This window comes from Methylobacterium sp. WL119, from assembly GCF_008039875.1.
Classification (GTDB): domain Bacteria; phylum Pseudomonadota; class Alphaproteobacteria; order Rhizobiales; family Beijerinckiaceae; genus Methylobacterium.
The window spans coordinates 1-7,311 of record NZ_VRUU01000158.1 but is presented as its reverse complement, the minus strand read 5'-3'; the positions used below and the strand labels follow the sequence as shown (position 1 = coordinate 7,311).

Here is a 7,311-nt window from a genome sequence, read left to right as displayed (position 1 = left end):
CGGCGGGCAGCAGCGGCACCGTGATCGCTGGGCCGGGCCGGGTCTCGGCGGCGTAGCCCAGCGAGGTCAGGATCGAGGCGAAGTCCTCGCCCGAGCAGCCGACCAGCGAGGTCATGCTGACGGTGGCCGCCGCCCACGCCACGATCATCGTGCGCGTCGTCGACCTCGGGACGCGCCGCGGCTCGGCCGAGGTCGCCCGGCGATTGTATGCGGACCTGTCGGCCGGCGGCGAGGCGGCGCAGGCCCGATCGGTTTCCGAGCCCGAGCCGCCCCTGGAATCAGTGTAGACAAGCCACACTCCGGCACCGCGGGCCGGTTGCGGCATGGGTGCGCTTGTCAGCCCCCTTGGCAGGGGCTAGAGCCCTTGCCATCCAAGGGCCGACCCAAGGCCCGTCGACACGCAAGCCGAACGCGTCCTCGCCCGCCCGCGAGACCGTTCGAGCCCCCGGCGACCGCGGATGCGGCCAGCGCGGATCGAGGACGAAAATCGCACCATGACCTACGTCGTCACCGACAATTGCATCAAGTGCAAGTACATGGACTGCGTGGAAGTCTGCCCGGTGGACTGCTTCTACGAAGGCGAGAACATGCTCGTCATCCATCCCGACGAGTGCATCGATTGCGGCGTCTGCGAGCCGGAATGTCCGGCCGAGGCGATCAAGCCGGACACCGAGCCGAACCTCGAGACCTGGCTGAAGGTCAACGCCGACTACGCCAAGGACTGGCCGAACATCACCCAGAAGAAGGACGCTCCCGGCGACGCCAAGGAGTGGGACGGCGTGGCCGGCAAGTTCGAGGCGCACTTCTCCGCCGCCCCCGGCACCGGCGACTGATCACCCCAGCATCGGCCCGCGGCCTCGATGCTGCGGTTGCCTTGCCGGCTCGGTCCCGGCCTCAGCCAAACCGTGCATAACGTGCTTCGGACGGTGTCGAACCGTCGGGAGCGCGTCGCGCTGCTTTGATTCGACGGTTGATTTGTGATACACGATCCGCCTGCCGTCGCTCGCGCCTGACGTGCTGCCTGCCGCGTCCAAAAACGCGAATTCCGGATCGTCCAGGATAACAGGTGGCACGCGCTCGACTGCTGGAGGCTTCGCCTTCGGCGGCCGTTCTATCATGGGCTGCGCACGGCTGCGCCTGGGAGCTTTCGCCTGCCCGACCGATCCGGTCGGCGGCGTCGGTCGGGCGGTTGAAGCCGGGTGTCCCACCCCGGAAAGACATGGTCACGCGGGTGCTTGCAACCCCCCGCGCTTTGTTCTGGAGGCCCTTCTCGCATGACAACAGCCAAGAAGCCGACGACGGGCCGCCAGGGATTCAAGACCGGCGAGGCGGTGGTCTATCCCGCCCACGGCGTCGGCCGCATCACCGCGATCGAGGAGCAGGAGATCGCCGGCTACAAGCTCGAGCTGTTCGTCGTTTCCTTCGAGAAGGACAAGATGGTCCTGCGCGTGCCGACCGCGAAGGCCAACAGCGTCGGCATGCGCAAGCTCGCCGAGCCGGAACTGGTGAAGAAGGCCCTCGACGTGCTGACCGGCCGTGCCCGCGTCAAGCGGACGATGTGGTCGCGCCGCGCCCAGGAATACGAGGCCAAGATCAATTCCGGCGACCTGCTCTCGGTCACCGAGGTGGTGCGCGACCTGTACCGCTCGGAGGCCCAGCCCGAGCAGTCCTACAGCGAGCGCCAGCTCTACGAGGCCGCCCTCGACCGGATCGTGCGCGAGATCTCGACCGTCAACCGGATCACCGAGACCGAGGCGCTCAAGCTGATCGACCAGAGCCTGCAGAAGTCGCCCCGTCGCGGCAAGGCCGAAGCGGAGGCGGAAGCCGAGGCCGACGGCGACGAGGCCATCCAGGAAGAGGCCGCCTGAGGGCGCGCCGACCGGCCGGGATCGTTCCGGCCCCGTCCCATCCCGATCAGGCCCGGCGCGCGAGCGCCGGGCTTTTTCGTCCGTGCCGTCGCCCACTCGATGGAGCGGTGGTCGGGTAACCTTCGATCGCGCAATCGTGCGTTCGACGGAACCGGACATCCTCGGCCCTGTTGGATCGCCGGCGGAACCTTCGCCTTCGCCCTCCCGTTGTTCGGTGCCTTGCGTGGACGCCCGGTCGGACCGGTGCCTCCGCAGGACGCGGCCGAGGCCGCAGCAGCGCTCGGAAGGAAGAGGCAGGCGGCATGGCGGAAATCGCGGGAATTCGTCGGCAGTTCATTCGCACCGCGATGGAAGCGCCGTTCCTCCAGCGGGACGAGGAACGCGGGCTGGCAGTGAGCTGGAAGGACGAGCGCGACGAGCGCGCCCTCCACAAGCTGATCTCGGCGCACATGCGCCTCGTGATCGCGCTGGCCGGTCGCTTCCGGCATTACGGCCTGCCGATGGCCGACCTCGTCCAGGAAGGCCATGTCGGCCTGATGGAGGCCGCCGCCCGGTTCGAGCCGGAGCGCGAGGTGCGGTTCTCGACCTACGCGACATGGTGGATCAGGGCCTCGATCCAGGACTACATCCTGCGCAACTGGTCGATCGTCCGCGGCGGCACCAGCTCGGCGCAGAAGGCGCTGTTCTTCAACCTGCGGCGGCTGCGCGCACGCCTGATGCAATCGACCGAGGAGCGCGTCGGCGACGAGATCCACCGCCGCATCGCCACCGCCATCGGTGTCTCCCGCGAGGACGTGGCGCTGATGGACGCCCGCCTGTCCGGCCCGGACATGTCGCTCAACGCCTCGGTCGGCGAGGAGAGCGAGGCCTCGTCCGAGCGCATGGACTTCCTCGTCGACGGCGCGGCGCTGCCCGACGAGACCGTGACCGCCACGGTGGACGGCGAGCGCCGCCATCTCTGGCTGCAGCAGGCGCTGACCGTCCTGTCCGAGCGCGAGCTGCGCATCCTGCGCGAGCGCCGCCTCGCCGAGGATCAGGCCACGCTGGAAGCCCTCGGGCATCGCCTCGGCATCTCCAAGGAGCGCGTCCGCCAGATCGAGAACCGCGCCCTTGAGAAGCTCCGCCGGGCCCTGGCCGACCGCTTCCCGCAGACGACCGGCGCCGCCTACGCCGGGTAGGACGCCTCTCCGCATCGATGACGAGAAAGGCCCGACCGGATGGTCGGGCCTTTCTCGTTTTCGCGACGTCCCGTCTTCCCTCCCCCGCAGTGGGGGGAGGGAGAGCGTCGCCCCCTACTTCGTCGACGTGCCCGTCGAGCCGGTGGCGTCCACCGGGCCCGGCTTGATGCTCCACAGCTCGGTCGGCAGGGCCGCCGGGGCGTCGGGCTTGTAGAAGGCTGAGTCCTGGATGTGCGAGGTCGTGAACAGGATGGTGCCGTCCGGCGCCTCGGCGAAGGTGTCGGGCCAGCGCAGGCGCGGATCCTGGATAAGCACCGTCGGCTTCCCGCCCTTGGCGGACAGGTCGCGGACCTTCACCGCGTTCTCCTCCGGCGCGCTGACGTACATCCGGCCGTCGTGCCGGCTGATGATCAGGCCGTCGGCGGGGCCGTTCTCGCCCACCGTCTCGACCTTGCCCGACAGGCTTTTGTCGGTGAGCGCGCTCGGCACCACCGAAGACGTCAACCACCCGGTCAGCGCGTCGGTCGGGAGGCTGTAGAGCGTCTTGCCCTTGATCGCCTGCCAGTAGAGCGTCTTGCCGTCGGGCGAGAGCGCGATGCCGTCGGCCGCGAACTCGACGCCGCGCCCGTCGGGCCGGCGCAGGGGCTTGCCGTCGTAGGTCACGGTCACGCTCTTGTCGGGCATGGTGGTCGGGTCGCCGTCGAGCAGGCGACGGGCCTTGCCGCTGTCGAGGTCGACCACGACGAGGGCGCCGCTCGCGCCGGAATCGGTGAGGTAGGCGGTCTTGCCGTCGGGCGAAAAGCGCACGTCGTTCAGGTACGAGCCCTGGGGCGCCACCGTCTCGTCGAAGGCGATGGTGCGGGCGGGCTTGTTGGTGCTCAGGTCGATCTCGACGAGCTTCGGCCCGTCCTTGACCACCGCCGCCATCGCGGGGGCGGCCGGATCGAGCACCCAGACGTTGCCCTTCGGATCGGCGACCACGCTCTGAACGCAGATCCAGTGGTTGCGCGCGTCGACCTCGTCCTTCTTCGCGTTGCGCCACGCATTCCACTCGGCATCGGGGAACGGCGTCAGCTTGCCGTCCTTCAGCTCGGCGACCGAGATCGCGGTATCCTCGGTCCAGCGCGGGAAGTTGACGAAGATGCGCCCGTCCTTTCCGACGGTGACGCCGGTGACCTGATGCTCGAAGCTCGCCACCTTGGTCAGCACCGGCGCGGTGCCGGGCTGGGACGCGACCGTTTCCTGCGCCACGGCGGCGCCGGAGAGCGCGGTTCCGGCAAGGAGGGCGCTGCCGAGCACGAGGCCCGCGCGGATGCGGGTGATCGTCATGGTCATGGAGAACCTTTTTTCGGGGCGGCGGACGCGCCGCATCAACCCAATCAACGCAGCCGGAGCCGGCCAAGCTTCATCGGACCGGCATCGTTCCGGCACGATCAGCGATGGTCGGCGCCCGCTGGCCCGGCGGTGGCGGCGAGGGTGCGGGCCATCCGCTCGATCCGCTCGGCGGCCCGCGACACGCCGTCGGAGACGCGGGCCGACCGATCCGCCTCGACCGTCTGCGACGCGGCCACCTCGGCGCGCAGCCGCTCGGCCTCGGCCTCCGCCACCGCGAGCCGGCGCTTCAGCTCCGACACCTCGTCGGAGATGGTCAGCGCCGCCATCACCTGCAGGCGCATGTCGCCGATCTCGCCGAAGGCCTTGCGCATGTCGGCGACCCGCGCGCCGAGGTCGGCGGCGAGCGCCGCCAGATGCGCCTCTTCCCCCTCGCCGCAGGCCATGCGGTAGCTCTTGCCGTCGATGGTGACGCTGATCTGGGGCATGCGTGCTGCAGGTCGGCCGAGGACGAGGAAATCGGGACTTCGGCGGATTGGGCGCGTGCGCGCCGCCCGGTCAAGGGTCCGGGCGGGCGAGCACGGTCTCGACGGTGCCGATCGCCCGATCCAGCCGGCGGCCGACCGTGTCGGCGGCGGCCTCGACCTCGGCGAGGCGCGCGCTCGCGGCGTCGAGCGCCGCGGCGAGGCGGGCCCGGTCCTCGGCCATGATCGCGCGCTCCGCCGCGACGTCGTCGGGGTTGGCCTCGGCCTCGAGCCGGCGGGCGACCGCAGCCTCGAGTTGCAGCAGCGCCGCGTCGAGCCTGCGCAGGGCGTCGCCGGTCGGGTCGCCGGTCGGGTCGGTCGGGGGGCTTGCGGCATCGCTCATGTCTGCCGGCAGGTTTCCCCCATGCCGCGATGGATTTCCAGCCGAATCCGCCGCCGACGCCCAGCCAAATCCAGTCCGGTCAGGCCGCCCGGATTGTCAGGACTTCGCACAGGCGGTCCCCGTCCTTCGCTTTGACAGCCCGGGGCACCATGTTAGAGACCCGCCGCACGCGCCTGGCCGGTTCTCGCGCGCGCTTTGTCCGGATACCCGACCCGTGCCAGTCAAGAGGCCCTCGCCCGCATCGTCCGTCTCACGGATGGTCCCCGGCGACCTGTGCCCGGGCCTCGCGTCGGTTCATCCCTGGTTCAATTCGGCGGTTCATAGAGCCGACCGCAGCACCGGACGGCCGACGCGCCGTTCCGGTACCATCGAACGGCGCCCGCAGGTCGGCGCCTCATCTCGCGAAGGAGTCACGCCGTGACGGTGAAGGTTGCCATCAACGGGTTCGGGCGCATCGGCCGCAACGTTCTGCGCGCGATCCACGAGGCCGGCCGCAAGGACATCGAGGTCGTGGCGATCAACGACCTCGGGCCGGTCGAGACCAACGCGCACCTGCTGCGCTTCGACTCGATCCACGGCCGGTTCAACGCCAAGGTGGTGGTCGACGGCGAGTCCATCATCGTCGACGGCAATCGCATCCGCGTCACCGCCGTGCGCAACCCGGCCGAGCTGCCGCACCGCGAGCTCGGCGTCGACATCGCGCTCGAGTGCACCGGCATCTTCACCTCGAAGGACAAGGCTAAGGCCCACCTGGATGCCGGCGCCAAGCGCGTCATCGTCTCGGCGCCCGCCGACGGCGCCGACCTGACGGTGGTCTACGGCGTCAACCACGACAAGCTGACGGCCGATCACCACGTGATCTCGAACGCCTCGTGCACCACCAACTGCCTCGTGCCGGTGGCGAAGGTCCTCAACGACCTCGTCGGGATCGAGCGCGGCTTCATGACCACGATCCACTCCTACACCAACGACCAGCCCTCGCTCGACCAGATGCACAAGGATCTGTACCGGGCCCGCGCCGCCGCGCTCTCGATGATCCCGACCTCGACCGGCGCCGCCAAGGCCGTCGGCCTCGTGCTGCCGGAGCTCAAGGGCAAGCTCGACGGCACCTCGATCCGCGTGCCGACCCCGAACGTCTCGGCGGTCGACCTCGTGTTCACCGCCAAGCGCGCCACCTCCGTCGAGGAGATCAACGCGGCGATCGTGGCGGCGGCCGACGGCCCGCTCAAGGGCGTGCTGGCCTACACCGACCAGCCCAACGTCTCGATCGACTTCAACCACGACCCGCACTCGTCGACCTTCCACCTCGACCAGACCAAGGTCATGGACGGCACCTTCGTGCGCATCCTCGCCTGGTACGACAACGAGTGGGGCTTCTCGAACCGCATGGCCGACACGGCCGTGGCGATGGCCAAGCTGATCTGACGAGCCGATCTGATCCGTCTCCCCCGGCCGGCTCGCGGACACCCCGCGGGCCGGCGGTTTCGCGACCCGGCCCGACCATCCGCGAAAAGCCGCGCCCCGCCGGGCCGCCCTCCGAACCGCAGACGAGAAAGGGTCCGTGACGAATGACCGACGCCCCCAAGACCGCGACCGGGCAGGACTTCATCCCGACGACGACTTCGCCCGTCGACACCCGGCCCGTCGAGGCCAAGCCCGCGGCCGCCGGTCCGGCCGGCGCGACGCCGATCGCCGCCAACCAGCTGTTCGACCAGCTCGCGCGGATCGAGGACAAGACCTCGCGGATCGAGGACAAGTACGCCCGCTCGGAGTCGCTGCTGACCCGGGTCGAGGACAAGGTCGAGGGTGCCTCGAACCGCATGAACGAGGCGGCCCGCCAGTCCGACCTCGCGGCGCTCCGCTCGGAGATGCGCGGCCTGACCGAGCGCCTGCGGCGCCTGCCCGGCACCGGCGCCCTCGTGCTCACCGCGATCATCACCGCCGTGCTGACCGTCGTGCTGATGATCGCCGTGCAGCGGCTCAACCTCGACAGCCTGCTGCCGCCGCGCGCGAACGCGACCGCCGCGGCGCCGGCCCCCGCCCCCGCCCCTTCGCCCGCGCGCTGA

General features: G+C 70.1%; 8 protein-coding genes and 1 pseudogene. 6 read left to right on the top strand and 3 right to left on the bottom strand.

Annotated elements, in window-relative coordinates:
• Positions 1-113: 113 nt before the first annotated feature.
• From FV227_RS29375 to FV227_RS27135, 4 genes and pseudogenes are all read left to right on the top strand, one after another.
• Positions 114-287, top strand: a pseudogene (locus FV227_RS29375) (hypothetical protein); the annotation flags it as partial.
• A gap of 207 nt (positions 288-494) precedes the next feature.
• Positions 495-833: a ferredoxin FdxA gene (gene fdxA, locus FV227_RS27145; protein WP_147728546.1), complete on the top strand. Its 339-nt coding sequence runs from the start codon at positions 495-497 to the stop codon at positions 831-833.
• Positions 834-1,274: 441 nt separating this feature from the next.
• A complete protein-coding gene (locus tag FV227_RS27140; protein ID WP_147728545.1) occupies positions 1,275-1,868 on the top strand; it encodes a CarD family transcriptional regulator in 594 nt (197 codons plus the stop codon).
• A gap of 302 nt (positions 1,869-2,170) precedes the next feature.
• On the top strand, positions 2,171-3,046 hold the full coding sequence (locus FV227_RS27135; protein WP_147728544.1) for an RNA polymerase factor sigma-32: 876 nt from the start codon (positions 2,171-2,173) through the stop codon (positions 3,044-3,046).
• Between the two features lie 114 nt (positions 3,047-3,160).
• Here the strand turns inward: FV227_RS27135 and FV227_RS27130 are convergent, their stop codons facing one another.
• The 3 genes from FV227_RS27130 to FV227_RS27120 all read right to left on the bottom strand — a co-directional run bounded on the left by FV227_RS27130 (position 3,161) and on the right by FV227_RS27120 (position 5,245).
• Entirely contained in the window at positions 3,161-4,375 is a 1,215-nt protein-coding gene (locus tag FV227_RS27130) for an L-dopachrome tautomerase-related protein (protein ID WP_147860339.1), read from the bottom strand.
• A gap of 104 nt (positions 4,376-4,479) precedes the next feature.
• Positions 4,480-4,866 (bottom strand): cell division protein ZapA, encoded by a 387-nt coding sequence (zapA, locus tag FV227_RS27125; RefSeq protein ID WP_147728542.1) that lies wholly within the window; start codon positions 4,864-4,866, stop codon positions 4,480-4,482.
• A 70-nt stretch (positions 4,867-4,936) separates the two neighbouring features.
• Complete coding sequence (locus tag FV227_RS27120) at positions 4,937-5,245, bottom strand: DUF4164 family protein (RefSeq protein ID WP_147860338.1); 309 nt, start codon at positions 5,243-5,245, stop codon at positions 4,937-4,939.
• Between the two features lie 417 nt (positions 5,246-5,662).
• On the opposite strand from FV227_RS27120, the gene gap reads away from it, so the two are divergent.
• Both gap and FV227_RS27110 read left to right on the top strand, forming a co-directional pair.
• Positions 5,663-6,670: a type I glyceraldehyde-3-phosphate dehydrogenase gene (gene gap / locus FV227_RS27115; protein WP_147729605.1), complete on the top strand. Its 1,008-nt coding sequence runs from the start codon at positions 5,663-5,665 to the stop codon at positions 6,668-6,670.
• 143 nt (positions 6,671-6,813) lie between these two features.
• Positions 6,814-7,311, top strand: coding sequence for a hypothetical protein (locus FV227_RS27110; RefSeq protein WP_147860337.1), 498 nt, complete (start codon positions 6,814-6,816; stop codon positions 7,309-7,311).

What these genes read in the sequence shown, in the direction of transcription:
- FV227_RS27135 (WP_147728544.1), top strand. Translation starts at nt 2,171, where the DNA reads ATGGCGGAAATCGCGGGAATTCGTCGGCAGTTCATTCGCACCGCGATG.
- FV227_RS27120 (WP_147860338.1), bottom strand. Translation starts at nt 5,245, where the DNA reads ATGAGCGATGCCGCAAGCCCCCCGACCGACCCGACCGGCGACCCGACC.
- FV227_RS27140 (WP_147728545.1), top strand. Translation starts at nt 1,275, where the DNA reads ATGACAACAGCCAAGAAGCCGACGACGGGCCGCCAGGGATTCAAGACC.
- zapA (WP_147728542.1), bottom strand. Translation starts at nt 4,866, where the DNA reads ATGCCCCAGATCAGCGTCACCATCGACGGCAAGAGCTACCGCATGGCC.
- fdxA (WP_147728546.1), top strand. Translation starts at nt 495, where the DNA reads ATGACCTACGTCGTCACCGACAATTGCATCAAGTGCAAGTACATGGAC.
- FV227_RS27110 (WP_147860337.1), top strand. Translation starts at nt 6,814, where the DNA reads ATGACCGACGCCCCCAAGACCGCGACCGGGCAGGACTTCATCCCGACG.
- FV227_RS27130 (WP_147860339.1), bottom strand. Translation starts at nt 4,375, where the DNA reads ATGACGATCACCCGCATCCGCGCGGGCCTCGTGCTCGGCAGCGCCCTC.